This window comes from Halocola ammonii, assembly GCF_049334165.1.
Taxonomy (GTDB): Bacteria; Bacteroidota; Bacteroidia; order Flavobacteriales_D; family Sanyastnellaceae; genus JBEGHD01.
Map to the genome: position 1 here is coordinate 22,292 of NZ_JBEGHD010000013.1, position 25,884 is coordinate 48,175.

At 43.5% G+C, this 25,884-nt stretch carries 24 protein-coding genes and 1 tRNA gene; 15 read left to right on the top strand and 10 right to left on the bottom strand.

Translation table 11 applies throughout. The features are described from left to right. Position 1 precedes the first annotated feature (1 nt). The 4 genes from ABHV44_RS12995 to ABHV44_RS13010 form a co-directional block, all read right to left on the bottom strand. Positions 2-3,271 carry a hypothetical protein gene (locus ABHV44_RS12995; protein ID WP_459075133.1) on the bottom strand — a complete coding sequence of 1,090 codons (3,270 nt, stop codon included), beginning with the start codon at positions 3,269-3,271 and terminating at the stop codon, positions 2-4. Between the two features lie 150 nt (positions 3,272-3,421). Beyond that, on the bottom strand, positions 3,422-4,000 hold the full coding sequence (locus ABHV44_RS13000; RefSeq protein ID WP_459075134.1) for a SiaB family protein kinase: 579 nt from the start codon (positions 3,998-4,000) through the stop codon (positions 3,422-3,424). Between the two features lie 311 nt (positions 4,001-4,311). Then, complete coding sequence (locus tag ABHV44_RS13005; RefSeq protein WP_459075135.1) at positions 4,312-4,545, bottom strand: hypothetical protein; 234 nt, start codon at positions 4,543-4,545, stop codon at positions 4,312-4,314. Positions 4,546-4,640: 95 nt separating this feature from the next. Next, positions 4,641-5,657, bottom strand: a complete 1,017-nt coding sequence (locus tag ABHV44_RS13010) for a helix-turn-helix transcriptional regulator (protein WP_459075136.1) — start codon at positions 5,655-5,657, stop codon at positions 4,641-4,643. Between the two features lie 142 nt (positions 5,658-5,799). On the opposite strand from ABHV44_RS13010, the gene ABHV44_RS13015 reads away from it, so the two are divergent. Further along, positions 5,800-6,444: a hypothetical protein gene (locus ABHV44_RS13015; RefSeq protein WP_459075137.1), complete on the top strand. Its 645-nt coding sequence runs from the start codon at positions 5,800-5,802 to the stop codon at positions 6,442-6,444. A 240-nt stretch (positions 6,445-6,684) separates the two neighbouring features. Here ABHV44_RS13015 and ABHV44_RS13020 read toward each other — a convergent pair whose 3' ends face one another. Then, positions 6,685-7,131 carry an Hsp20/alpha crystallin family protein gene (locus tag ABHV44_RS13020; RefSeq protein WP_459075138.1) on the bottom strand — a complete coding sequence of 149 codons (447 nt, stop codon included), beginning with the start codon at positions 7,129-7,131 and terminating at the stop codon, positions 6,685-6,687. Between the two features lie 228 nt (positions 7,132-7,359). Between ABHV44_RS13020 and ABHV44_RS13025 the strand changes: the two genes are divergently transcribed. The 4 genes from ABHV44_RS13025 to ABHV44_RS13040 are packed head-to-tail and all read left to right on the top strand — an operon-like array spanning position 7,360 to position 10,775. Continuing rightward, positions 7,360-7,998, top strand: coding sequence for a hypothetical protein (locus tag ABHV44_RS13025; RefSeq protein ID WP_459075139.1), 639 nt, complete (start codon positions 7,360-7,362; stop codon positions 7,996-7,998). Continuing rightward, on the top strand, positions 7,995-8,294 hold the full coding sequence (locus ABHV44_RS13030) for a winged helix-turn-helix domain-containing protein (protein ID WP_459075140.1): 300 nt from the start codon (positions 7,995-7,997) through the stop codon (positions 8,292-8,294). Before ABHV44_RS13025 ends, ABHV44_RS13030 begins: the two co-directional genes overlap by 4 nt. Positions 8,295-8,338: 44 nt before the next feature. Further along, positions 8,339-9,832: a DUF4153 domain-containing protein gene (locus ABHV44_RS13035; RefSeq protein WP_459075141.1), complete on the top strand. Its 1,494-nt coding sequence runs from the start codon at positions 8,339-8,341 to the stop codon at positions 9,830-9,832. Then, positions 9,825-10,775: an endonuclease/exonuclease/phosphatase family protein gene (locus ABHV44_RS13040; protein WP_459075142.1), complete on the top strand. Its 951-nt coding sequence runs from the start codon at positions 9,825-9,827 to the stop codon at positions 10,773-10,775. The genes ABHV44_RS13035 and ABHV44_RS13040 overlap by 8 nt, the downstream gene beginning before the upstream one ends. On the opposite strand, the gene ABHV44_RS13045 is transcribed toward ABHV44_RS13040, so the two are convergent. Then, positions 10,735-11,433 (bottom strand): DUF554 domain-containing protein, encoded by a 699-nt coding sequence (locus ABHV44_RS13045; RefSeq protein WP_459075143.1) that lies wholly within the window; start codon positions 11,431-11,433, stop codon positions 10,735-10,737. The genes ABHV44_RS13040 and ABHV44_RS13045 overlap by 41 nt on opposite strands. An 89-nt stretch (positions 11,434-11,522) precedes the next feature. Here ABHV44_RS13045 and tgt point away from each other — a divergent pair, with 89 nt between their 5' ends. Further along, complete coding sequence (tgt, locus tag ABHV44_RS13050; RefSeq protein ID WP_459075144.1) at positions 11,523-12,653, top strand: tRNA guanosine(34) transglycosylase Tgt; 1,131 nt, start codon at positions 11,523-11,525, stop codon at positions 12,651-12,653. 11 nt (positions 12,654-12,664) lie between these two features. Further along, complete coding sequence (locus ABHV44_RS13055) at positions 12,665-13,747, top strand: LptF/LptG family permease (protein ID WP_459075145.1); 1,083 nt, start codon at positions 12,665-12,667, stop codon at positions 13,745-13,747. Positions 13,748-13,933: 186 nt separating this feature from the next. Here the strand turns inward: ABHV44_RS13055 and ispE are convergent, their stop codons facing one another. Both ispE and era read right to left on the bottom strand, forming a co-directional pair. After that, entirely contained in the window at positions 13,934-14,812 is an 879-nt protein-coding gene (gene ispE, locus ABHV44_RS13060) for a 4-(cytidine 5'-diphospho)-2-C-methyl-D-erythritol kinase (protein WP_459075146.1), read from the bottom strand. Continuing rightward, entirely contained in the window at positions 14,809-15,690 is an 882-nt protein-coding gene (era, locus tag ABHV44_RS13065; RefSeq protein WP_459075147.1) for a GTPase Era, read from the bottom strand. Before era ends, ispE begins: the two co-directional genes overlap by 4 nt. 165 nt (positions 15,691-15,855) lie before the next feature. Between era and ABHV44_RS13070 the strand changes: the two genes are divergently transcribed. The 4 genes from ABHV44_RS13070 (at position 15,856) to ABHV44_RS13085 (ending at position 19,136) form a co-directional block, all read left to right on the top strand. Then, a tRNA-Met gene (locus tag ABHV44_RS13070) sits at positions 15,856-15,931 on the top strand. 206 nt (positions 15,932-16,137) lie between these two features. After that, positions 16,138-17,664, top strand: a complete 1,527-nt coding sequence (locus ABHV44_RS13075) for a GH3 auxin-responsive promoter family protein (protein ID WP_459075148.1) — start codon at positions 16,138-16,140, stop codon at positions 17,662-17,664. Further along, entirely contained in the window at positions 17,664-18,440 is a 777-nt protein-coding gene (locus ABHV44_RS13080; RefSeq protein WP_459075149.1) for a hypothetical protein, read from the top strand. Before ABHV44_RS13075 ends, ABHV44_RS13080 begins: the two co-directional genes overlap by 1 nt. A gap of 78 nt (positions 18,441-18,518) precedes the next feature. Then, entirely contained in the window at positions 18,519-19,136 is a 618-nt protein-coding gene (locus ABHV44_RS13085) for a deoxynucleoside kinase (protein ID WP_459075150.1), read from the top strand. Between the two features lie 146 nt (positions 19,137-19,282). Here ABHV44_RS13085 and ABHV44_RS13090 read toward each other — a convergent pair whose 3' ends face one another. After that, a complete protein-coding gene (locus ABHV44_RS13090; protein WP_459075151.1) occupies positions 19,283-19,957 on the bottom strand; it encodes a YceI family protein in 675 nt (224 codons plus the stop codon). 51 nt (positions 19,958-20,008) lie between these two features. Beyond that, positions 20,009-22,234, bottom strand: a complete 2,226-nt coding sequence (locus ABHV44_RS13095) for a sodium-translocating pyrophosphatase (protein ID WP_459075152.1) — start codon at positions 22,232-22,234, stop codon at positions 20,009-20,011. A gap of 304 nt (positions 22,235-22,538) precedes the next feature. Here ABHV44_RS13095 and ABHV44_RS13100 point away from each other — a divergent pair, with 304 nt between their 5' ends. From ABHV44_RS13100 to ABHV44_RS13115, 4 genes are all read left to right on the top strand, one after another. Beyond that, entirely contained in the window at positions 22,539-23,249 is a 711-nt protein-coding gene (locus ABHV44_RS13100) for a hypothetical protein (RefSeq protein ID WP_459075153.1), read from the top strand. Between the two features lie 157 nt (positions 23,250-23,406). Beyond that, positions 23,407-23,859, top strand: a complete 453-nt coding sequence (locus ABHV44_RS13105; RefSeq protein WP_459075154.1) for a hypothetical protein — start codon at positions 23,407-23,409, stop codon at positions 23,857-23,859. 47 nt (positions 23,860-23,906) lie between these two features. After that, on the top strand, positions 23,907-25,172 hold the full coding sequence (locus tag ABHV44_RS13110; RefSeq protein ID WP_459075155.1) for an MFS transporter: 1,266 nt from the start codon (positions 23,907-23,909) through the stop codon (positions 25,170-25,172). Next, positions 25,169-25,723: a hypothetical protein gene (locus ABHV44_RS13115; protein ID WP_459075156.1), complete on the top strand. Its 555-nt coding sequence runs from the start codon at positions 25,169-25,171 to the stop codon at positions 25,721-25,723. Before ABHV44_RS13110 ends, ABHV44_RS13115 begins: the two co-directional genes overlap by 4 nt. The last annotated feature ends 161 nt before the right edge of the window (positions 25,724-25,884 follow it).

Here is a 25,884-nt window from a genome sequence, read left to right on the forward strand (position 1 = left end):
ATTACATTTTCACCGGGTCGTCATTGTAGTAAGTCAGTCGATCTAGTGACTTACCAGCTTTGTCAAAATACTCACATTTTCCATGCATCTGACCCATGATGTAGTTTATTTCAGATTTAATCTGTCCGTTTTTATAGAATTCTTTTTCCACTCCATCCACTTCTCCGAATTTGTTGTCTGATGATTGCCAAACAGACCCATCAGGGTAGTAGTAAAAATCTCCTCCGGCAGCATAATCATCGATGTAGTTGACTTCCTTGAGCAAGGTGCCATCTTCGTAGTAGAGTTTATAGTCGCCCTGAAACCAGCCACGCACAATTTCATATTCAGCGCTTTTGTTCCCATTCGGGAAGAATGCTTCAATCTTAGCGGTCTCATTTTCTATTTCGATCGGAGCTTTTAGTTCGCCATTTTCACCGAGGTAGGTGTAAGAAACGAGTTTCCCTTTGTCGTAATTGCGTTGGATGATGATCGTGCCATCTGGTGTGTAGAAAGTTGACGGCCCGTGGCGCTCTCCGTATTCGTAGTTGTTGACAGATCTCTTGCCACCTCCGGGATAGTGAAAAATAGATTGGCCGTGCAAATCACCATGGAAGTACTCGCGCTCCGTAATAGGATTGCCGAAGTAGTCGTAAGTATTCCAGGTGCCGTGGCGGCTTCCCTTCTCGTAGTCTCCCTGACTGGAAATTTGCCCGTTAGGGTGATAATAGTTCCAGGTGCCAGTGCGCTCATCGTGCTGGTAGTTTCCTTCTGTTTCTACAGATCCATCGGGATAGAGCCATTGAAAAATTCCGTGAGCTTCTCCACCGCGATATTCTCCTTTAAAATAGTCTTTGCCGGAGTTTCCTTTTAGCACAACCTTACCCGTTCCATTTTTGAGCATCACTGTGTCGATTGCATTTCCGAGAGTGTCAAACGAAATGTAGCCGCTGAGTACTCCGGGTTTGTCGTAAATAGAGATTGTTGTCAGGTTTCCGGTGATAGAGAATGTCTTCTGTTCACCTTTTCGCTGACCTTTTTCATACCAGTACTCGTATTCCACCTCTCCATTCGGGTGATAGTAGTACCAGGTGCACTCTCTGTTGTCTTTATAGTAGTTCCCTTCAGCATAAACCGTGTCGTTGCGGTATTTTGAGAGGTAGTAGTCGGTGGCTTCACCGTATTTGAATTCACGGTCGATATCGATATTTCCGTTGGGGAACCAGGATGTGTTGGGTCCGTGAAGATCGCCATCAACATAGTTCTCTTCTTCTTCTAATTCGCCATTTTCAAAATATTGCCAGGTGCCAGTGCGCTCTCCATCTTTGAAAGTTCCTTTTGAAACTACCTTTCTGTGGTAATTGTAAAACTCTGTGGTCAACTCGCCTCGCCTTTCTTTATTTGAAGCAATCTCGTTACCTTCTTCGTCTAAAAAGGTGATTCTTTTGATGTCTCCGTTTTTGAACTCCTCAATTTGATAAGGGCGTTCTTCGAGATCATAACTGATAGATTCACCATTGATTTTTCCATTTTCTGAGAAGTCACTCGTTTCCTCAAGTGAGCCATCCATGTAAAAGTATTTCCATGCTCCTGCAACTGAGCCATCCTTGGCATTACCAGAGCTCTTTACCTGGCCGTTTTGATAATAGGTAACATAAGGCCCTTCTATCTCATCGTCCTTATAAACGGTCTTTTGCTGCAAGGTTCCATCCGGATAAAAAGATTCGGATTCACCTTCTCTTTCACCGTCTTCGTAAACAAGTCTGCTGCTAACCTGCCCGCTGGGATAGTAATCAATCATTTCGCCATGTAGCTCGCCACCAACCATGTTGAACTCACGTTCAAGCTCTCCGGTTTTGTAGAAAAATTTTACGGATCCCTCTCGTTTACCGTCCTTGAAAGTCATTGTTGCTCTTAGTTGACCGGTATCAAAATAACCTTCGAGTTCTCCATTCAGCTCGCCATCTTCATACATTCCCATTTCGCTCAGCGTACCGTTGTCGTGAAATGTTTTGTAAAGTCCATTGAGTTTGCCATTTTCAAAGTGGTGAATTTGTGAGGTATCTCCGTGAGGATTAAATGATATCCAGGTTCCAATACGATCGCCTTTGTCAAATTCTCCGATAGTTTCAATTTGACCTGTGGTGTAGTAGTACTCCCAGTAGCCATCATTTTTTCCATTGCTGGTTTCGGCTCCAAATGCCTGAAGTGAAAAGTCATCGTGAAACCACTTTTCTACAGCGAGCTCTTCACCGTTTCGGGTGATTGAGTGCGCTCCATAGAGCTCGCGCATCTTTGTAATGAATTCGCCTCTAAAATCTCTTATGTCGTCAATATTTCTTTCTATCAGATTGCGAACGTAGTTGTCGTCTACACTAATGGAAATCAGCATTGCGAAGTTTTCAAAATTACCGGAATCCATGATCCACTTTAGGATAGGAGAGTAGTAACTACCCCAGAAGCCATCACTTGTGGCTTCGCCTTTTTGGATTTGAGTCATAATGAGGTGAGCCTGCTTTATCACCGGGAAACCGAGGTCTGAAGGTGTTTCGTATTTATCGTTGATGGCAAGTCGGTTTTTCACAATGAGGTCGAGTTCTTCAAATTCGGACTCAATGCCATCTTTGTCGTCTGTTCCGATGTCTTCAGCTCCGCCTGAAGCTACCTGATCAGCATAAGAAAGCATCATAAGGCTTCGGCCACTGCCAGGCTCTACAGCCATACCTACGACCAGAGAAATAATTGCCTGTGTTCGCAAACCTTCCATAGAAGACATGATTCCCAGTCGGAAGTGGCTCGATGCGTGAAAAGGGTTGAAACGGGCCAGGTCCTGTAGATCTTCGATGGTTTTTTTCCTCTGATCCATGTTTTCATAAACCAGGGCTCTATTGAATTGAAGAGACATGTTGTAAGGAAATTCTTCGAGTCCGCGGTCGTAGATCTCAAGGGCCTCCTTTTGTTTCTCGCTGTAGTCGAGAGCCGAACCGTAAGTGTTGTAGACCTCCGGCTCGTGGTAGTTAAGGGCGATGGCTTTTTCACAAAGCTCGAAGACTTTTTCGTAATTCTCCATTTCGAGGTTCGTGAGTGCCCTTTCGTAGACTGCGGTGAGGTAATTGGTGTCGGCCGGGTGCACCTTTCGATAGTGCTCGAGGGCTTCTTCGTAATTACCTTCATCGTGGTCTTCTATTCCTTTTTCTATTTCTTCTCCAGAATGGATAAGCTCGGGGTTGCGTTGCCCCTGAGCAGTTAAGGTCAGCAAGCAGAAGGCTGCCAAAGTGATTCTAAAAAACATAAAATGAGAGTTGATTGGGTAGTCCTGAATTGATATGAAAGATTTAAATCGGCCTTGAACTTACAAAAAAATGTTAAAGCTGATGTCGATTTTGATAACGAATGATTCTCGATGAAAATTGAGTGGAGAAAAAGATGGAGGGTAAGTGACTTATCTATTGAAAGATAGCCTTAAAACAAAATAGGAAAGAGTGTCGTTGAGAGCGTCTATTGAGAATTCGATAGGGGATTCAGATTTTTTTGCCATGGTGAGGAATCCGAGTCCAGCACCACCTTTGGTGCTAAATTCCTCATTACAAAGCGTTTCTATGTAGAGTTTTCGGAGCTCACTTCTGCTGAGCTTGTTCATCGCCTCAATCTTTTTTCTGATTGGATTGGCCTCTTCGTTTAAGATGAGGTTGCCGGCAATAATTTGAAAATGTTCCGTGGAGGAGTTAATTATAAGTGTGTTGTGAGGACGACCCTCCTTGTCTTTTGCCGAATGAACTGTGCCGTTTTGAAGAACTTCGATTAGCACACTACAAATGCGCTTCATGATTTTGCGCTTGCCTCCAGATTCTAAAATTCCCTCCTCCACCAGTTCCAGTGTAGAGTCCACCTTTCTGGTGCTGAACGAGCCTTGATAAGAAAAGATGATTTTGTGAGGGTGCTCAGATTCAAAGTTTTGAGCATACAACTGTTCTATAACGGCAGCGAGATCTGGCAATGTGTAATCCGAAATAGAACTCATGACAAGGTTATATAATTTGCGACAAAGTTAGTAAAAATACGACTAATCCCTTGAAAAACCAGACGAATGACGTTAAAAAGTCGGTAAATGTCTGATTTCAATCGCTTAAAATTTGCAAGCTTATCAAAAGTACTGGATCGATTGGATTTTCGGCTGTTTTCGATTGCTAGTTTTGAACACAATTGTGTAGATAAGATCCGATTACTTGATTCAAAACGAGAAGATTGTGATAGGTTTTTAATTGTAAAAAGGCTCCGAAGTCACATGGTTATTGTGAAATCGGAGCTCTTGAATTCCTGCAGATCAACTTGTTAGAGTTTTCTGAAAGATTGTTCGGGGACAATGTATTGACCGTCAGGTTTTTTGATCATATTATAGAATTCCTGGCAGAGGTAATTAATAGGTTTTCTAAATGGACGGTTGTGCAAGTAGCAATCCCACACTTCGAGTGCCATCTTCTTGGTCACATTCCAGGCGTAGGTATTGTATCCGTTCGGTCTTGAAAAAGAATCGATGTATCGTTTGGCGTCTGCGATTGTGTACATAGCGTATCGTTTTTAATTGTTTGACGATACGAAGTACCAATTGCGGTTCGTAATCTATTTACGGACCTTCAGAAAAATCCATAGCTATCAGTATATCAATAAATAGAGATGGCTTTTTTATGCTCTTTAATCAGTCTCTCACGGAGCTCACTGGGCTCTTTCACCTTAACTGAGCTACCGAAACTCAGCAGCTGCTGAACAAGTTCAAAAGTGATGAGTGCGTGCAGAGAGATGGTAATTCCTATGGAATCTTCGTTTATCACCTGCTGAGAGTGGTGAAGCGGACTGCTCAGAATGTATTTTCCCTGAACGGGTGCAAACTCGAGAACGATATCTTCGGGTTCTTTGCCGCCTTCGGTGATACCTATACTGTGGCGAAAAAAGCGATCCGCGTTGAAGCTTTTCATTACTTCGAATTTTTGATCACCCACATCCAAATTGCTCAACCTGTCTAGCCCGAAAGTGAGAAAGTCTTCGCGTGCTGGTGAGTAACCAATCACGTACCATCTGTTGCGGTATTCCTTTAGGAGGTATGGATCGAGGTGATAGCTTTTCAACTCGTCCGTAGAAAACTTTTGATAGTTGAATTTTACGGATTTTCTGGACTTTATGGCATCGAGTAGGGGAGCGAGAAACTCCGTTCCACCTACTTCCGGGGCTTGTTCGAACTGGACATACTTACCAATAGCTGCGTCCTGCACATCCGGTGAAATCTTGAGGCGATCGGTGATTTTGCCAATGGCATTTCCAAATTGACTGAAAATGGGCATATCTCTAAACTGCTCAAGCGTGTTTACTGCAAAGCGAATGGCGTTGAGGTCTTCATCGTTGAGAGAGATATTCTGAATGGTGTATTCAGGGTCTTCGTAGTAGTAGCCTCGCTCCTGCGGATTGTAGGCTATGGGGGCATAGAACCCCAGCTCCGATTCGTTTTTCATGGCCCACATGTCTTTTTCGATGGTGGAGATGGAGACATTCTCTCCGGAACTGCCAAAAAGCGATTCTTCACATGCTTCGCGAAGATCCTCTTTAGAAGGAAAAGGCCGTGCGGAGTTTGTCAGGCAACGATCGATAATGCGGTAGCGGAGGAGGGCGTATTTGTTTGCAGCCATCGTGTTAAATGAATTTTCTTTGAAATGCTAAATTTGAAAAGGTAAGCGAAAAAAAGAAATCTAACGGATAGTCAGAAAAGTAATGGCAGGAAGAAGAGCGAGGAAAAGAAAGAGGAGAATAAACTGGCTATTTTTTTCGGCTATGTTTTTTGTTGTCCTTTTGGTCTTCGCCTGGCAGGCCTTCCAGCAAAATCGCAAAGAGGAATTGAGGCGAAAGCTTCAGCGTGAAATGCAATCGGACATTGGACAACTCGAGCTGGCAGAGAGAAACTATGGTGAATTGGTAACTAAAATTGCCAAGGAAAAGAGTTTGCCCCGTGAGTATTTTATGGCACTGATTGTTCTTGAGTGCAGTGGCCGCAATCCTGCGGGAACCAGATTCGAACCCGTAGTTTATCGAAGGCTTCAAAACCTGAAATCCGGAAAGAGGAAAAAGCTTGAGGACCTCAGAAAAGCGGATGTCGCCAACTCAACAGATGCCGCTCTGAAAAACCTCGCCACTTCCTGGGGCCCTTTTCAGCTCATGGGCTATAAGTGCATCGGCTTGGGAACCAACATAGCAGACATAAGAGGGGAAGAGGCAGTGAAATATGGAATAGAGTGGATCGAGCAAAATTATGGGCATTCACTCCGCGAGAGGGAGTTTAAAGACGCATTTCATTTGCATAACACCGGGAGAAAATACCCGCTTTTCGGAAAGCCTTTTACTCATGATCCTCTTTACGTTGAAAGAGGTCTGAAGTACATGGATTATTTCGCTACAGCTACAATTTCCACAGACGATTAAAATCAAAATGGCCCCACCGGAAACCGGCAGGGCCATAATGAAAACAAAATCGTCAAATCAGCTAATCGCCTCAATGATCACTTTTAGAACAGTGACCACGCAGTGTTGTTCAACCAAATCAAAAAAAGATTAAACACGCCTGTAGTTTTGATCTGTATCCCCTTTGAATACTAGGCTAAAAAGAAATCCGAAACCGTGGGTAACGATTTCGGATTTGTCATTCATTCACAAAAAATGAGACTAGGCTACTTCGATTCTTTTCTTCTTTTCTTCGAGTTTTTTAGTGTCGCGAGGAATTTCAATTTTCAGTATCCCATCGTGATAATTGGCTTTGATCTTTTCCTCATCAATATCTTCAGGAAGATTGAAGGAGCGGGAAAAGCTTTCAAAGCGATATTCCTGATGTTTGAAGTTTTCTTGTTCTTCTGCGTTTTCCATTGTTTTCTCAACTGACAAAATCAATTGATTGTCTTCAACCTCTACATTGAAGTCTTTTTTGTCGTAACCAGGAGCGGCAAGCTCAACAGTGTATTGATTTTCTTCTTCTCGGATATTGGCCTTTGGTGTACTGGCGTTCATCAGTCCAAAACCGCCAGAGCCTGTTACGTTCTTATCCAGGAAATCATCGAAAAACACATCAAACAATGAAGGTTTTGTGGGTCTGTTTCTGAATTTTACAAGTGACATAGTTTCTTATTTTTTAGGGTTTTCAATTCTGTTTGACCAATCCTTTTCAACTCAAATGCCAAAAGACAAATTCATGTTCGATCTCAATTTCACTGTGTCAAAATGACCTTAAACAACTGAAAAACAGACATTAAGGCAGTTTGCAATTGTCCGGGACTGAATTTTTGACAGATTTTAAGAGATCAATATTCAACTTTTATTTTAGCTTTGTAACACAAAGTACTTTCTATGGATAAATCAAACGAACTAGAAAAATTGGATGAGATCCGCACGTTGATGATGCGTTCCTCCAGATTTATTTCACTTAGCGGATTGTCGGGAGTTGTTGCAGGACTGACTGCTCTGTTGGGAGCCGCTGCCGCGTACTTCTATTTGGACATGGCTAAGCCTCTGTTGTCTCAGAGGTATTCAATTGTAGATAGTTCAGGAATAAACTGGACATCCGATGCGCTTTGGTTTTGCCTGATTGATGCTGCTCTTGTGTTGCTTATTTCTTTGACTGCCGGGATGTATCTGACCAGAAAGAAAGCAAAAAAAGATGGACAACAGCTTCTGGGAGGACCTGCAAAGCGACTCGCGGTAAGCTTGCTAATTCCGCTTGCTGCAGGGGGTGCGTTTTGTATGATTCTTCTTTACCACGGATGGGTTGGATTGATTGCGCCTTCGATGCTCATCTTTTATGGATTAGCTCTGGTAAGCGGAAGTCACTATACGCTCAACGAAGTACGCTATCTCGGAATTTTGGAGATTATTCTCGGCATCGCAGCCACTGCAGTAATTGGCTATGGCTTGCTGTTTTGGGCCATTGGTTTTGGGGTGCTGCACATTTTATACGGAATTGTAATGTATGTTCGCCACGAACAATGAAAAAGTATCTGGCTAGATTAAATAAGGCTTTTGAAAACCGCGTGCGGCTGGGCATCATGAGCGTGCTGGTGGTGAATGACTGGGTGGAGTACAGCGAATTGAAAGAAACGCTCGACCTTACTGATGGAAACCTGGCGAGTCATATCAGTAATCTGTCCAAAAAGAACTATGTGGAAGTCAGAAAGCGATTCGTGAAAAACAAGCCCAATACAGCTTACCGGGCAACTCAGGAAGGTAGAAAGGCCTTTTCTGATCACCTCGATGCCCTCGAAAAATTATTGAAAAGCAACAAATAATATTTTTTTGAAAATACACTTTGAAAAACAAAGCACTTTGAAAAATGAAAAAAGTTAATCCATTTCTGATTGTCCTTGTCTTCACGATTCTACATTATCTGATGTTTTATGGAGAATCAGACGGCCTCAATACACTGATCTACTCTTCTGGCATTTTCGGTTATCTGTTTTTGAGAGATCGACAAATGCCCGAACTACCTCAACTGATTCTAATCTGTTGCCACGGATTTGCTGCTCTTGGAGTGGTGCTCGTGAATTCTTCATGGAGCATTTTTATGTATGTGCTCACTTTTAGCTTTGCTCTGGCCAGCTACCACGAGGGAGAAAGAAAGTCTATGATTTTTCTCTTTCCATCGATTCTTGTCAATTTGCTGGTTTCTCCATTTCGCACCTTAACTCTTCCAAAGCTTCCAAATCGTTTGTCTGGTAAGTCAGGCAAAAGAAAGTTTGCTATTAAGGTAGCGATTGTTCCGATTGTAATTGTCGGCTTTTTTACGATTCTCTACTCTGCCGGCAATCCGGTATTTGGTAGCTGGGTCGAGGCTGTAGTGGAAGATGTGGCAGTTTTCATCGAGAAGAAATTAGAGAACCTTTCCTTTTTGAAATTCTTGTTTTTGATTCTCGGATTTTGGATAGGCAGCTTTGCCATCGTTTATGGAGGAATCAAAGTTTTTGGTGGATTTGACAGTCAGTTAAAGCTGAACCTGAAAAGGATCAGAAAGCCAAAGCAAAGTGCTCTCTTCAATAAAATTACGGACCTGAAAAAGGAGTATTTAATCGCTCTGCTTGTCTTCGGTGCAATGAATTTTTTATTGCTGATCATAAACACAATTGATGTCTCGTGGGTGTGGTTTTCGTTCGACCGGAGTGATGTCGAAAATCTGTCGCAGTTTGTTCACGAAGGGACCTACATTTTGATTTTGAGCATTCTGGTTTCCATGACTCTGATTTTGTTCTACTTCAGAGGAAATCTCAATTTTTATCCTGAAAACAAGAAGCTCAGGGTTCTCGCAGGGTTGTGGCTCCTTCAAAACTTCATTTTGGTCATTTCAATTGCAATCAGAAACTGGCACTATATCGCAGCTTACAATGCAATTACCTACAAAAGAATCGGTGTTTTCGTCTTTTTGATTCTGGTAATCATCGGGTTGGTGACCGTCTACTTCAAGATCAAAAACAAACAAACGATCACTCAAGTAGTTAGGGTCAACTTTTTGTCGGTTTTCACTGTGCTCTCACTTCTTTCTGTTTTTAACTGGGATGGTGTGATTGCCCGCTACAATTTGTCTGCAGCGCCCCCTGAAGAAATAAACTACAATTACTTACGTAGACTTTCCGTTGGAGCACTTCCAGCAATTCATGATCATGCAGAAATGCTGCTTGAAGAGGGGGGAGAAATGAATCGTGAAAGAGCTTTGGAGCTAAAGCATCATATTCGATACAAGGTGTCAGGGCGCATCAACAGGAACAAATCCGAGAGTTGGGTTTCCTGGAATTTGCGAGACTATCGACTCTCAAAACTGAACTACGATGAATAGAGTTTCCATTCGTTTTCTGGCGGCTATGATTTTGCCATTAGTCTTCACCATTTGGTTGATTTTGCCAGATGAGCTTTTTATCATCAGTCTGGCCAAGGCTTTTCTGTTTCAAGCTCTCACTGCACTGCCTATCCTGGCTTTGATTTTTCTTTTGTTCAAATGGAAAGGCCTGGCTGCAGGCTGTTTTTTGTCGTCCCTGATTTTATTGCAATTCATGATTCCTTTCGTTTCAAATGATCAAACTGACTTTTCTCCAAAGGATTCGCTAAAGGTAGCTCAGTTTAATTTGAAGCGAAACAATCAGAGCTACGAGAAAGTAGTAGAGATGATAAAAGACAATGAGGCGCAACTCGTGAGCGTTCAGGAACTCGACAGCCAATGGATGAGAAGGTTGGAAGCCGGATTGAGAAAAGAATACCCATGGAGCTATGGACTGCCAGATGAAAGTGGATTCTATGGTGTAGCCGTTTTTTCCAAACGTCCAGCTACTTTCAAAAAATCAGAAATGGTAGGTCTGGAGAACATCGAGGGAACTATCGAACTGCCGACAGGAGAGGTGCATTTTTTATCAAGTCATTTGCACGTACCTACCACCCCGCTCAATTATAAATTGAGAAACCAGCATTTAAGAATGATTGCCACTTGGGCAAAGGAGAAGCAAGGTCCGGTAGTTACGTTTGGCGATTACAACACAGTCTCCTGGGACAGCAATCTCAAAAGCCTCGAAACCGAAGCTAATTTGTCGAGAGCTTCAGGAGGCTGGATTCCCACTTATCCGGCAAATATTTTTCCGCTGATTCCGATTGATCAAATTTACTACAGTGAAGGGTTTGCCTGTGCATCAATGAAAGGACTATCGATTCCGGGTTCGGACCACAGAGGAGTGATGGCTACCTTAGCAATTAAATCGCATAGAACCCAAAGTGCTGAGCAATCCAGGTGAGTAAGACTGCCATTACCAAAGCTGGTAGCATGTTGATGACTCTGATTTTTTTGAGATCGAGAATGGAAATCCCGAGGCCAACGAGCATAATTCCGCCACTTGCAGAGAGCTCGTCAATCATTTCAGGAGAAAGAAAATCTTTGAAAAACTCAGCACCGAGCGTGAGTCCGGCCTGATAGAGAAATAGTGGAATTATTGAAAAAATGACTCCTCGTCCGAAAGCTGAAGCCAGGGCAATTGAGGAGAAAAGGTCCATCAAGCTCTTGGTGAGAATTGTGTCGCGCTTGCCGGTGAGTCCCTCTTCAAAGGTGCCGATGACTGTCATCGAGCCTACGCAAAAAAGCATGAATGCTGTCACTAAACCCTGGGTAAATTTGTCATCATTTTTAGCGGTGCGATTTTTCAGTTTGTCACTCAGGTTGTTAATTCTGTTTTCCAATCTCAGGGCTTCTCCAATTATTCCACCGGTTAGTAAACCAAAAATCAGGATGAGGTAGTTGCCGGATTTCATGGCCATCGAAATGCCGATAAAAATCGTGAACAGCCCGAGCACCTGAAAGATGATGGAGGTGTATTTCTCGGGCAATCTCTTATTGAGCAACAGACCAATGGTGGCTCCTAGAGCTACGGTTCCGGTATTTACTAAAGTTCCTATCATCGGTTCAAAATCGTCCGAAAATAGCAAAAATCGAGGTTGCCACCACCGCAGTTGAATTCCGTACTTTTGCCACCGTCAAAGCCACAAATATGCAATTCGAACTTCAGAAAACGGACCCTAATTCTAAAGCCAGAACTGGCAAACTCACTACCGACCACGGTGAAATTCAAACACCGATCTTTATGCCCGTTGGCACGGCCGGTTCGGTGAAAGCTGTGACTCAGCAAGACCTGAAAAAGGACGTGAGGGCGGAGATTATCCTCGGTAACACCTACCACCTTTACTTGCGTCCTGGACTGGATATTTTGGAACAGGCTGGAGGTTTGCACAAGTTCATAAACTGGGATCGGCCGATTCTTACAGATAGTGGAGGCTATCAGGTTTACTCACTTTCAGACAACAGAAAAATTAAGGAAGAGGGAGTGAAGTTTAAGTCGCATATCGATGGCTCAACTCATCTCTTCACTCCGGAAAATGTGATGGATACACAACGAACAATCGGAGCTGACATCATCATGGCCTTTGACGAATGCACTCCCTACCCGTGCGAGTTTGAGTACGCAAGAAAGAGTATGGAAATGACTCACCGCTGGCTCGACAGGTGCATTGACCGACTAGGAGAAACGGATCCGAAATACGGCTACAATCAGTCGCTTTTCCCAATTGTCCAGGGAAGCACTTATCCGGAGCTCAGAAAGCAAAGCGCTGAAGTGATCGCATCGAAAAATGCGGATGGAAATGCCATTGGTGGACTTTCTGTAGGAGAACCTCACGAAGATATGTACGCCATGACCGAGTTGGTCTGCGATATTCTGCCCGAAGACAAGCCGCGATATCTGATGGGTGTCGGAACACCCGCCAACTTGCTTGAATGCATTGCGCTTGGAGTGGACTTGTTCGATTGTGTGATGCCCACCCGAAATGCACGCAATGGAATGCTGTTTACGTGGAACGGGACTATGAACATGCGAAACAAAAAGTGGGAAAACGATTTTTCAGCCCTGGACCCAGATGGCGATTCTTACGTAGATCAGTTTTACTCAAAAGCCTATGTGAGACACCTTTTTGCCGCCAATGAATTGTTGGCAATGCAGATTGCTTCGCTCCACAATTTGTCCTTTTATCTTGCTTTGGTGAAAGAGGCACGAAAGAAAATTGAAGAAGGAACGTTTGCGAGTTGGAAGAATCAGATGGTTCCTAAACTAACAGAGAGACTCTAAACGGCAGCTGATTGAAAACACTCGATCTATATATCATCAGGAAGTACCTTCAGATGTTCTTTTTCATGATTGGAGCTTTCATTGTGATTGCTGTGGTGATGGATGTTTCAGAACGCATTGACGACCTGATTACGGCAGAGGCAACAGTTTGGGAGATCATTACAGAGTACTACATTAATTTTATTTTCTTTTACGCCAACTTGTTAAGCGGCTTGTTGATTTTTCTCACCGTCATTCTGGTGACTAGCAACCTCGCTCAAAAGTCGGAGCTGGTGGCTATACTAAGTAGTGGTGTTAGTTTTCAGCGATTGTTGGTGCCTTTCATGATGGCTGCCTCTCTTTTGGTCGTGTTCTCATTGCTAATTGTACATTTTGTTTTGCCCAAAGCAAACGAAGTCAGGCTGGCTTTTGAGGATGAGCACATTCGGCACACTTTCAATATCGAGCAGACCAACTTGCATCGTGAGCTCCAACCGGGTACGATTTATTATTTCCGAACCATCAGGGCGAGTGCTAATCGAGGTCATGATTTTTCTATCGAGCACTGGACTGAAGGCGAGCAACTCAAAGAAAAGCTCTTTGCGTCAAAGGCTGTTTTCAATCCAGAAGATACAATCTGGACGCTCTACGATGTGCAGGTGAGAAAATACCTGCCAGACGGAACTGAAGAATTGGTCACACATAAAAAGGTCGATACGACTTTGAACCTCAGGATTTCTGATTTTGGACAACGTGACGAGAATGTATTTGCCATGAATTACTTTGAGCTGAATCAGTTTATTGAGGATGAAAAGGCGAAAGGTTCAGATAAGGTGCCGCAGTGGCAAATTGAAAAATACCAGCGAACGTCAAATGCGTTTTCCATTCTCGTTCTCACTCTCATCGGATTTTCTATTGCTTCTCGCAAAAAGCGGGGAGGGATGGGAGTTCACCTGCTGATGGCGGTTCTGATCGGTTTTCTCTTTATATTTTTTCAGCGGATGTTTAACGTAGCGGCTGTTAGTGTGGACATTCCCCCGATGCTCGCGGTGTGGATGCCGAATTTCATTTTCTTGATCTTCGGACTTATTTTATATCAAAGAGCACCGAAGTAATTAGGTTTAGCTCTTCACTTTCTTTTCAAAACCCTCGCCTTTTATCTCGAAAAACGGCTTGCGCGATGGAAGGTTCTCGAGCTCAGTCGAGAAAGCGTGGATGCCGAATTTCATGTTCCTGATTTTTGGGTTAATCCTTTGCAAAAGAGCTCCGAAGTAGAGCGGTTAAGGGTTTTCGCCAGAAGACTAAAGAGGCAAGGTCACGTGAATGTCGTCAGGGCCGTATTCAATTCCTTCCGGGAAATCCCGAAATATTCCAAAAACTGTTGAGCCGCTGCCGGACATGGCCGCATACACAGCTCCACGGTCATAAAGCTGATGAATTTGTTTCTTGATGTGCGGGCGCTCCTTCACAATCACACTCTGAAAGTCATTCTTGAGATGTTCTCTCCACTGCGTGAAATCTAGCTTTACAATGGTTTTTAAATCCATCTCAGACTCTTGTGGTGAAATGTTTTTGTAGGCCCACTTTGTAGAAATTTTTATTCCTGGATAGATTAAAACAATGTGGTAGCCAGTCAGTTTGAGATCAATTGGTTCCATTTCATCGCCTCTTCCTGACACATACATGGGGCGGTTTTCAATGAAAAAGGGACAGTCGCTACCGAGCTTTGCAGAGAGGTTTTTCAATTCTTCGTTGCTGCAATTCAGGTTGTAGAGGTCATTGACCATTCTCAGAGTGAAGGATGCATCGCTGCTTCCACCGCCCAGGCCGGCACCTATTGGAATATGTTTCTTGAGAAAAATGTCAGCTCCGGGGATGTCGAATTTTTCCTGCATCAGCGAATAGGCTTTTTCGCAGAGATTTCTTGGAGGGTTTAGGTCATCAATGTGCCGGTAGTCAGCGATTTCCTCTTCAGTAGCCAGGTCGCCAATTTCCCACTCCTGAATCTTTTTCATCCCTTCCACTCGAAAGTGGACCTTTTCATCCTCTCGGGGTGAGATTTCCAGTGCATCCTGCCATTTCACAGGATAAAAAACACTTTCTATTTCGTGAAATCCATCCTCTCTCTTCTTAGTGATGTTGAGACCTAGATTTATCTTGGCGTTGGGAAAACTGATCATTCCAGGTAACCGTATTTTTTCAGTTTGTTCTCGTTTTCGCGCCAGTCCTTGTCGACTTTCACGTAGAGCTGTAGGAAGACTTTTTTCTCCAGGAATACCTCCATGTCTTTTCGAGCTTCAGTTCCCACTCGTTTTAGCATCGAGCCTTTTTTGCCAATGAGAATTCCTTTCTGCGAATCGCGGTTTACAATGATGACAGCACTGATGCGAATGATTTTTTCCTCCTCTTTAAACTCTTCGATGAGCACTTCCGAGGCGTAGGGAATCTCTTGCTTGTAGAGCAGAAGAATTTTTTCACGAATAATTTCCGACATAAAAAATCGCATTGGTCGGTCGGTCAGTTCGTCCTTGGGGAAAAACGGTGGATTTTCGGGTAGCAGCGATTTGATCTTTTCGAGCACCATGTCGAGGTTGAACTTGTGCAGAGCAGAGATAGGGGCTACTTGCGCATTCGGAAGGCGTTTTCTCCAGTATTCCACCCGGTCGGCCACTTCGTCCTGAGTGCCCATGTCGGCTTTGTTTACCAGTACCAACACAGGAATTTCTACTTTCTCAATTCGTTGGAGTGTCTGTTCGTGATTGAGTTCGTTTTCTTTTAGGTCGGTGACCAGCAAGATGATATCGGCATCGGCAAGAGCAGAGCCCACAAAATTCATCATCGACTCCTGCAGTTTGTATTTGGCATCGAGCACTCCGGGAGTATCCGAATAGACAATTTGGAAGTCTTCACCGTTTACAATTCCCATTATTCGGTGACGTGTAGTCTGTGCTTTGGATGTGATGATGCTAAGTCGCTCGCCCACAAGGCCGTTCATGAGAGTGGATTTCCCCACATTTGGACTGCCAATGATGTTTACAAAACCTGCTTTGTGCTTCAATGTATTTTTTTGTTTTTCTGTTTTGCAAAAGAACAAAATAAATCTATCTTTGCGGTCCCCAAAACGGGAGGTCGTAGCGATGACCAGCTGTCAAAACTGACAGAAAATAATTTTAGATTACCATTTTCAGACGCACTCGCTGAGTGCGATGAAAACAAAATACAGTGCGGGGTGGAGCAGTTGGTAGCTCGTCGGGCTCATAACCCGAAGGTCGTAGGTTCGAGTCCTGCCCCCGCTACCATTCAAAAAGCCTTCTTTGGAGTTAATCCGAAGAAGGCTTTTTCTTTTTGCGACAGCCAAATATGTTATTTTGAATATTTAAACCTGTGGCAGGTTTTTCTAATTCCTTCTGGCAGTGGTCAGGGTGCTGGCTTCCTGAAGTTTGAAAAGTTTCCAGATTTCATCGCTTCTTGTTACATTTAGGAATTCAATTAACAACTCTTGCCGATGGCTTTGAATTCTGTGTTTTCGTGGTTTATCAAAAAGCGAATTCATCAAATAGAACTTTTTAAGAAGTATCCTCACGAGGTGCAGAGCGAGCTGTTTCATCGTATGCTGCATATTGCACGTGAAACGGAGTTTGGCCGTGAGCACAATTTTCAGTCGATTCGCTCCTTCTCAGATTACCAAAAAGCCGTGCCGATCAGACGCTATGAGGATTACGAGAAGTACATTAGCAAGCTGCGCAAAGGAGAGCAAAATGTACTTTGGCCTACCAGGTTGAAATGGTTTGCGAAATCTTCAGGAACTACAAATCACCGAAGTAAATTTTTGCCGGTTTCCAAAGAAGCTCTGGAAGATTGCCACTACAAAGGTGGAAAGGATTTGCTTGCGATGTACTACGACAGTTACCCCGAGGCTGATGTGTATGGAGGGAAGTCACTCGTTTTAGGAGGAAGTTCCAAAATCAATACGTTTAGCAAAGATTCTTACAGTGGCGATCTTAGTGCGATTATCATCAAGAACCTGCCATTTTGGGTAGAGCTCAAGCGCGTTCCTAACAGAGAGGTTGCGCTCATGGACAACTGGGAAGAGAAGATTGAGGTGATGGCCCGGGCTACCATGGATGAGGATGTGCGAATGATTGCCGGGGTGCCGTCATGGAGCCTGGTGTTGATGAAACGGATTATGGAGCTAAAAGGTGCCAGCAATATGCTGGAGGTTTGGCCAAACCTGGAACTTTTTATGCACGGTGGAGTGAGTTTTTCTCCTTACAGACAACAATACGAGAGGCTGATTCCTTCAGGGAAAATGCACTATTTGCAGAACTACAATGCCTCCGAAGGATTCTTTGGAATTCAGGACAGACTGGTTGCAGACGATATGCTGTTGATGCTCGACTACGGCATTTTTTACGAGTTCCTGCCGATGGAAGAGCTCGAAAAAGAAAACCCACAGGCTCTCTCACTTGAAGAGGTTGAGATTGGAAAAAATTACGCACTCGTGATTTCCACTAATGCCGGGCTTTGGCGATACCTGATTGGCGATACAGTACGATTTTCTTCCACTGACCCTTATCGGATTCAGGTCACCGGAAGAACTAAGCACTTTATCAACGCTTTTGGTGAGGAGCTGATTATTGAAAATGCAGAATCTGGTCTGGAAGTGGCCTGCGAAGCTACCGGAGCTGTAATAAAGGAATTTACAGCAGGCCCCATCTACATGGACAATAACTCTACAGGGGGACACGAGTGGCTCATCGAGTTTGAAAAAGAGCCCAATTCGATGGAGGTTTTTAGAGACACTCTTGACGATAAACTAAAAGAGCTGAATACCGATTACGAAGCCAAGCGTTCCAGTGATCTAACTCTGCGGCCACCGCTGGTAAAAGCTGTTCCCAATGGCACATTTTATGACTGGTTGAAACGGAAAAATAAGCTTGGTGGGCAGCACAAGGTACCGAGGCTTGCAAACAACAGGCAGTATTTGGATGATGTGCTGAGTATACTGCCCAAACCAACAGATCTCGTTTAATGAAGTATCTCTTTCTTTTAGTAGCAATTTTTCTTGTAGCCGGCTTCACCTTCGAGAGAGAGCTTAAGGTCGAAGCTGACACTTTCTACACCGACCAGCTCGATAATATTTATTTAGTAAAAGGTCAGAACATTCACAAGCTGAGTTCTGGCGGGACGATTAACTACGAGTTTAACGCCAAGCGCTACGGAAACATCACGACCATTGATGTCACTCGCCCTTTGAAGCCAATGTTATTTTACAGCGATCTTTCTCAGATAATTATTTTAGATAACACACTGAGTGTACAGGGTGCTCCTATTGATTTGTTTTCGAAAGATGTGGGGCAGATCACTGCAGCATGCGTCTCAGTGGATGATCATTTTTGGCTTTTCAACCTGAATAATTTTGAGCTTTTACGAACTGACCGTTCTTTTAAAACAGTAGTGAAAAGTGGAAATCTCACTCAGGTAGTAGGTGAAAACGTGATGCCCAATTTCATGGTGGAAGTTGATAATTGGCTCTACGTGAATGATCCCCAAAAAGGGATCTTTATTTTCGATATTTACGGCACTTACGCACGCACAATTCCGGTGAAAGGTCTTGACTTTTTTCAAGTGATAAGCGGGAAGATCTACTACGTGAACAATAGTGAACTTCACGTTTACGATACCAAAAGTTTCTCTGAAGAAAAGATCGATTTGCCGGTAAAAGAATTTGACGATCTTCGCGTCAATTCGAGGCGATTATACGTGCTCGATGGCAAATTACTCAAGGTTTACAAAAGCGGGAATTAAGGCCGTTTTTGGCGCTTGACTTTGTTCTTTTTGTCAATAACTTTGAAGACTTCAAAAAATTAAAAAACTCAGATAGATATGCATATTGCCATTGCCGGAAACATTGGTTCCGGGAAAACGACCCTCACTACGCTGCTCGCCAAGCATTACAAGTGGACACCTCATTTCGAGGATGTTGATGACAACCCTTACCTCAATGATTTTTACAAGGATATGCAGCGTTGGTCTTTCAATTTGCAGATCTATTTTTTGAATAGTCGTTTCAATCAAATTCAGGAGCTGCGAAGGAGTGGCAAGAACATTATTCAGGATCGAACGATCTACGAGGATGCCTACATTTTTGCACCCAACCTGCATGCTATGGGGCTCATGACTACACGAGATTTTGAGAACTATTTTTCGCTCTTCAACTCTATGGATGAGCATGTGGAAGCGCCCGACTTATTGATCTATTTGAGAGCAAGCGTTTCATCATTGGTAAAGCAAATTCAGCGAAGAGGTAGAGATTACGAAGAGGCAATACGACTCGATTACTTAACGCGGCTAAACGAGCGCTACGAAGCATGGATCAGTACCTACGACAAGGGCAAGCTTTTGATTATCGATATCGATGACAACAACTTCCACGAAGACGCTGAGGACCTGGGTAAGATCATAAATGCTATTGATGGTGAAATTCATGGCCTTTTTGAATAGGCCGGAAGTTAAAGACCTAATAATTGCTGACGACTTAGCCCTTTAATTCAAAAGGCATACAAAAAAGCTCAACCCCCAAGGACATTAAAAAAGCCCATCTCGGACGAACCGGATGGGCTTTATTTTTTTAGTGCTGTCTAAAGTTCTTACTTCTGAGCAATCACTTTAAAGTCGAGCATGAAATCATCGTAGATCAACTTGTCACCAAGATCTTCGAAGAACTTACCTGAACGGAATTTGATGTCATACTTAGTGCGGTCAACAGTCATTGTTCCGCTTGCAGTCATTTTTCCATCTTCCATCATTGACTTCTCTAGTTTAAGGACAGCTGGTTCAGACATTCCTTTGATGGTCAAAATTCCATTGACCATAGTTACACCGTCAACTTTTTCTGAACCTTCAATTTTGAAAGAGGCAGTTTTGTGCTTGTCAACGCTGAAAAAGTCGTCAGACTTGAGGTGACCTTCAAGCTTAGCCTGACTGTCTGGATCGTCTTTCAAATCTTCATTAGAGATAGTAGACATATCCATCACGATTTCACCAGATGCGATTTCACCGTTTTTGATTGTCACCATTCCAGATTCCATTTGAACAGTACCAGTGTGCTCACCAGTTACTTTTTCACCTTTCCAGTTGACTACGCTTTCAGAAGCCATCAATTTGTATTCACCATCTACAGCAGCTTTTTCAGAGTCATTTGACTCCATTTCTTCGTTGCTGGTGGTTTCTTCTTTGGTTGTTGACTCACCTTCGTTTCCTGCATTGTTGCACGCTGCAAGGATGAATGCGAAAGCAAGTACGTAGAGATACTTAAACTTCATTTTTGTTGGTTTTTTAGAGGTTGATTAAACTAATTTTTGATGTCGCTACAACTATTGAATATCTGAAATGTTCACCGTTGCGTCATCAATTTTTTCTGTCAAATTTTCTTCGAAGTTAATTTCTTTCTGCGAATCTTCCGCATCAAGATGTGAAGAGTGCGCATTACTGTCTACAATGTGTGGTGCAATGATCAGAGCAACAATGGAGGTGAGCTTGATCAAAATGTTCATCGATGGTCCCGATGTGTCTTTGAAAGGATCACCAACAGTGTCACCTGTTACAGAAGCTTTGTGAGCTTCAGAACCTTTGTACTCCATTTTGCCATCAATTTCAACACCTTTTTCAAAAGATTTTTTGGCGTTGTCCCATGCACCACCGGCATTGTTTTGGAAAATACCCATCAACACACCGCTAACGGTAATTCCGGCAAGAAGTCCACCGAGTGGTTCAGCTCCCATGGTGAATCCGATTACAATTGGCGCGAGCAAAGCGAGCGCACCCGGAGCAATCATTTCGCGAATAGAAGCCTGAGTTGAAATCTCAACACACTTCTCGTATTCTGGCTTCGTTGTGCCTTCCATAATTCCAGGAAGAGCTTTGAACTGACGTCTTACTTCTTTTACCATTGCCATGGCAGCGCGGCCTACAGCAGAAATAGCAAGTGCAGAGAAGATGAAAGGAATCATCGCCCCAACGAAAAGCATGGCAAGAACTTCGGCCTTGTAGATGTCGATGGCAGTAATGCCAGCGAGACCAACGTAAGCTGCAAAGAGCGCAAGTGCGGTGAGAGCTGCAGAAGCTATTGCAAACCCTTTACCTGAAGCGGCAGTGGTGTTTCCAACGGCATCGAGATTGTCGGTTCTTCCGCGAACTTCTTCAGGCAATCCACTCATTTCGGCAATACCACCGGCATTGTCGGCAATAGGTCCAAAAGCATCGATCGCGAGCTGCATGGCAGTTGTGGCCATCATTCCGGCAGCGGCAATGGCCACACCGTAAAGTCCTGCAAACTCGTAAGAAGTGTAGATTCCAGCTGCGAGAATCAAGATTGGAATCACAGTAGATTCCATACCTACAGAAAGTCCACCAATGATGTTGGTTGCGTGTCCGGTAGAAGATTGTCTAACAATAGAAAGAACGGGGCGTCTTCCCATGGCTGTGTAGTATTCCGTTACGATACTCATCAATCCACCCACGATGAGTCCAGTGAGAATTGCGTAGAATACATCCATGTTAGTAAATGCAAAAGTAACAGCACCACGCTCGAAGTTGAGCTCAGCTGGAAGCATCCAGGTTACAAGGAAAAATGAAGCAATTCCGGTGAGAATTATTGAGCCCCAGTTTCCGAGGTTCAGAGCTTTTTGAACGCTTGAATCTTCACCGCTGATGCGAACGAAAAGCGTACCAACGATTGAGAAAATCAAACCGAGACCAGCAATTACCATCGGTAAGAGAATTGGCGCCATTCCGGCAAAGTTGTCCATGCTGATAACTTCACGGCCAAGAACCATCGATGCAAGGATAGTGGCTACGTAAGAACCGAAAAGGTCGGCACCCATCCCTGCAACATCACCTACGTTGTCTCCAACGTTGTCGGCAATTGTCGCTGGGTTGCGAGGGTCATCCTCTGGAATTCCTGCTTCTACTTTACCAACGAGGTCGGCACCTACATCGGCTGCCTTGGTGTAAATACCACCACCCACACGAGCAAAAAGTGCAATCGACTCAGCACCGAGGGAGAATCCTGCAAGCACTTCTAGCGCTTTTTCCATTTCGGCACCATTTGGGCTGTAGCCTTCGGCATACATGTAGTAGAACACGATGAATAGCGAACCCAGTCCAAGAACTGCGAGTCCTGCCACACCGAGGCCCATCACAGCACCTCCATTAAACGAGACTTTTAGAGCTTGTTTGAGGCTGGTACGTGCAGCCTGAGTTGTTCTTACGTTTGCTTTTGTGGCGATATTCATACCGATCCATCCGGCAAAAGCAGAGAAAAATGCTCCAATGATAAAAGCTACTGCGATGAGCCATTCTGAGTGCTCAACGAGCGTTCCAGACCAGGCCAAAACACCACCAGCGACTACAGCGAAGATGGACAATACTTTCCATTCGGCTTTCAAAAAAGCAAGCGCACCATCAGAAATGTGCTTTGCAAGTTCTTTCATATTGGCATCTCCGGCATCCTGCTTATTTACCCAAACAGCCTTGATGATCATCACCAAAAGGCCCACCAGTCCCAGGATCGGAACCAAATACATCATGTTACTTTCCATGTCTAAATATCTGTTTGATTAATAGTCTCGGTTATGAAATGATTTTCAAAAACGAGGGCAAAAATAGCTGTTTCGTCAATGGTTTACAAGCTTGGGGAATTCCGCGGTAAAAGTAGAGTTTAATTGCTGAGTGAGGGCCTCGTTATTTCCCCCTGATGAACTATAGACTCTTTGATGCCTGCAAGTAAAAATTTTCAGATTGTGAGAAATTGTAGAAAATGCCACTGGTAGGTGACTGTTTTTGATTTGTATCAACAATTCTTCCGTGCTGCTGTTGACTTTGAAACCCTTAAAAACAAAATCAATGACACGATCTTCAAAGCAATTTCGATCTTATATTATTTTTTTAGCATTATTAGTAGTAGGCTTAATGAGTTCTTGCGACCAGCAGAAAAAAGGAGGAGTTGAAGACACCGAGCCTGTTGGAGATATTATTCAGGAAACAGACAAGGAGTTGATTTATGAAGTGCCGCTAAATGGCATGAATGAAAAAGCTAACGGTGACCGTACTGTGAGCGGGATGGCCAAATTTGTAGTTTACAACGGTACACTCGACATCACGATTCAGGCGGAAGGCCTTGAGCCAAACACCATGCACCTTCAACATTTACATGGGCTGGAAGAGCTTGGAATTGCCAACTGCCCGGACGGACTTGAAGCAGACAAGAACCAGGACGGATTTGTGGATCTTATAGAAACACGAGAGAGTGCTGGTATCACCATGATACCACTTCACGACAACCCAAGTTCGCTTACCATCAAGACAGAAACTTATCCAGTGTCAGATGAAAATGGAAAAATGAGCTACAAGAAAACGGTTGACTTAGCTGAGCTTGGTGCGGCCTACAACAAGAAATTTGGGAAAGACACGCTTAACTTAAATAAGCATATCATTTTTCTTCACGGGGTGAGTTCGGATGCCGAACTTCCAGAAAGCGTTCAATCACTGCCTGAGGTGCCTGCCCACGTAACCTTGCCCGTTGCCTGCGGATCACTGGATGACGCTGAGGTATAACTCCTCATCTGATAAAAGATAATGTTTTGAAAGGGCTGGGATTTTTTCAAAATCCCAGCCCTTTCTATTTCCTCGAAAGAATTTTGCGTGTGGTTATTTTTCGAGTTTGTATATTCAACTCGAATTTAAATCTGGACCTTAACCAAAACCACGTCTTTTGAAAATTGTAGAAATCCTTCTTTTAATTATAGTGATTGCCTCGATTTACTACAAACAACAGCTAGAAGGAATAGACTTGCTTTTTGTTTTTTCTATTGGACTGTTGACTAATCTGTATTTCTTTCTCGGTTTTGCCCTTTTTAGTAATTTCCGAATTCGGAAACTCTTTAAATCGGGTGCCATTCAATCCAAAAGTCCGCTTCAGATTGTTTTGGGATTTGCCCTTGGAGTGTCGCTGGCCGTGTTGCTAAATGGTGTTTTGTTTATGGGCCAGATGTGGCCCAATGGCGGTGCTTTGATTACAGTGGGGCTTGGCATGACAATGCTTTTGGCTGCTGCTCTGCTTATTTTCTTCTTTATAAAACAGGAAAAGGAAAGGATATTCCTGACGATGCTACTCAGAGCGTTGTTGTTTATCGTTGTGGGACTTTACTATTTCCCTTCATTTTAATTCTAGTCGAACAGAAAAGATTCACTTTAAAGAAACCTTAACTACTCATGAGCGAAACAAGCTACTCCAGCTCCAACACTCCTCTAGATTACGAACGGCCGAATATTGTTGAAGAACAATCTTCAAAAGGCCACGACCTTCATACTTTTATCTATTCTATCTCCAGAATGTTTGAGCGAGCAGCCTACTACGGTATTCGTGGGATACTGGTGCTCTATATGATCGATGGCGCTCTAAAGATGGGCCAGGAAAGTGCGTTTAGTGTTTATGGCTACTTCACGGCTTTCATCATTTTGGCTCAGATTCTAGGTGCTGTCCTGGGGGATCTGGTACTCGGAAACCGCGGAGCACTAATCATTGGTGGAGTTCTTCAGGCTATTGGGGCGTTTGTTCTTTGCATCCCTTCAATTGGAGCGCTTTATGCTGGTATGGTGCTGATAGTAATAGGGGGAGGACTCTATTCGCCTAATCTCCTTGCGAGTTTTGGTAAGCACTATCTCAATAAGAAGCATTTACTCGATGCTGGCTTCGGGATAATTTATACAGCTGTTAATATGGGGGCCTTTTTGGGTATAGCTGTTTTGAGCCTAATAGCTGAAAAGGTAGGTTATCCGATTGGCTTTGCATGTGGCGGTTTTCTAATGCTCGTGGCGGCCATTTTGCCCTTGGCTTTGAGGGGGCAGGCCAATTTCCGAAATGTGCAGTTGAGTATTCCCTTGTCGAATAGAGTTTTGAAGATAGTAATAGCTTGTATTGCGGCTGGAATTTTTTGGGGTGTGTATGAAATAAGTTATTCCGATCTATATGAAGGATTTGAACAGCTTTCGAATTCACTCGACCTACCAGAAAGCATGGCTAGATCGGTTAGCACAATTTTCCTGTTACCATTAATTGTCATAGCTGTCATTATTTGGTCAATCTTTCGACAGGGGCATTTTGTAAAACTGTTTATCGGCTTTGTTTCTGGTGCAATTGGCCTGGGACTAATCTACCTCATTTCGGGATCAATTTCTGATAGTGACACTTTCATTGTCTTATTGGCTGCGTTTTTCTTTAGCCTGGCAGAAATTCACATTGCCCCCATTGCTTATTCAATTTTGACGAGATACGCCCATCCAAAATACCTGGCCATGATATTGAGCCTTTTGCTTGTGGCGTCTTCAATGGCTTATAAAATAGTAAGCTTACTGGCTGACGTTTCACAATTCTATCGACCGTCATTTGGTTCTTACATTGGAGCGATAACCATGCTCATTGCGAGTGTAGGATTGTTGATTTATCTTTTGACAACTAGGAAAAATGAGGTAGGATGAAAAAACTAGAAAAAACATTAATAGTTCTTATAGTAATGTCATTCATCATGCGTGTACTGGTCTTGCCATTTGGTACAACGCTTTTCGTTTTTTCATCGGGCTCTCTGGCTCTGGTTTACGCATATTTTGGTTTTGCACTTTTCAACGGTGTCGGCTTCAAAGAGATATTCAAGAAAGGTTCTTTTAAAGGAGTCGGAGCCTGGTTAATACTCCTGGCCATTTTCGCTGGTTTGGTTTTGTCGGTCACTGTAGTGGGGATTGAGTTTCGACTTATGCAATGGCCAAATTCCAAAGTGTTGCTTGGTGGAGGCTTGATTGGACTTTTGCTGGTGTTCGTCTTTGCTTTAATCGCGAGGGCAAAAGGAAATACGCCATTGTTTAAACGCATCTCACAGCGAGCTGTCCCGTTTTTGGCAGTAGCACTTATTTGCTTCTTTTTGTCTAATGACACCATCCGCCACTTTAGATTTCACAGGGGAGAAAACGGCTTTGAAAGAGTGGATCCGGAAAAGATTGATAGGCGTTATGAGGAGAGGGGAGGTTTCGAATAAGTTGAAATAGCATAGGTTCACGCAGTGAGAACCGCAGTGAGAATCAAGGTTTCGTCCGGAAATTGCTGCATTTCAGGTCTTTATGTTATGATAAGCAGGGAGGTAGCTCATTGGAGAAGTAATTAATAATTATCTAATCCATAATTCCATTTGAATCAAAA